1 protein-coding gene is annotated in these 606 nt (G+C 62.7%); it reads right to left on the reverse strand.

What is annotated here, in order from left to right; translation table 11 throughout:
* Nucleotides 1-606 (reverse strand): UMP kinase (pyrH, locus tag A3764_RS20910; RefSeq protein WP_067952056.1); only part of this gene is annotated, 606 nt, incomplete at both ends.

The following is a 606-nucleotide window of genomic DNA, read 5'->3' on the forward strand; positions in this document are numbered from 1 at the left end:
CGCCCGCAAGGATCCCCTTGAACCCGCCGGGCTCATCCAGCGAAAAGACGATGATCGGCAGGTTGTTGTCGCGCGCCAGCGCGATGGCAGAGGCATCCATGACACCCAGGCGCTTTTGCAGGACGTCGTCGTAGCTGACCGTGTCGTAGCGCTTGGCGTCGTCGTGCTTGGCCGGATCCTTGTCATAGACGCCGTCGACCTTGGTGCCCTTGAAAATCGCCTCGCAGGACATTTCGTTCGCGCGCAGCGTGGCGGCGGTATCGGTGGTGAAATAGGGGTTGCCCGTGCCGGCGGCAAAGATGCAGACCCGCTTCTTTTCCAGATGGCGTACGGCGCGGCGGCGGATATAGGGCTCCGCCACTTCGTTCATCGTGATCGCGCTGATGACGCGCGTGTGGATCTTGAGGCTTTCCAAAGCGGATTGCATCGCCAGCGCGTTCATCACCGTGGCGAGCATGCCCATGTAATCGGCGGTGGTCCGTTCCATACCCTGCGCGGAGCCCTGAAGCCCGCGAAAGATGTTGCCGCCGCCGATGACCATGCAGATTTCCACGCCCATCTCATGCACGCTCTGCACTTCGCGGGCGATGCGTTCCACGGTCGGCG

Source organism: Sulfitobacter sp. HI0129 (genome assembly GCF_001635395.1).
Classification (GTDB): Bacteria; Pseudomonadota; Alphaproteobacteria; order Rhodobacterales; family Rhodobacteraceae; genus Sulfitobacter.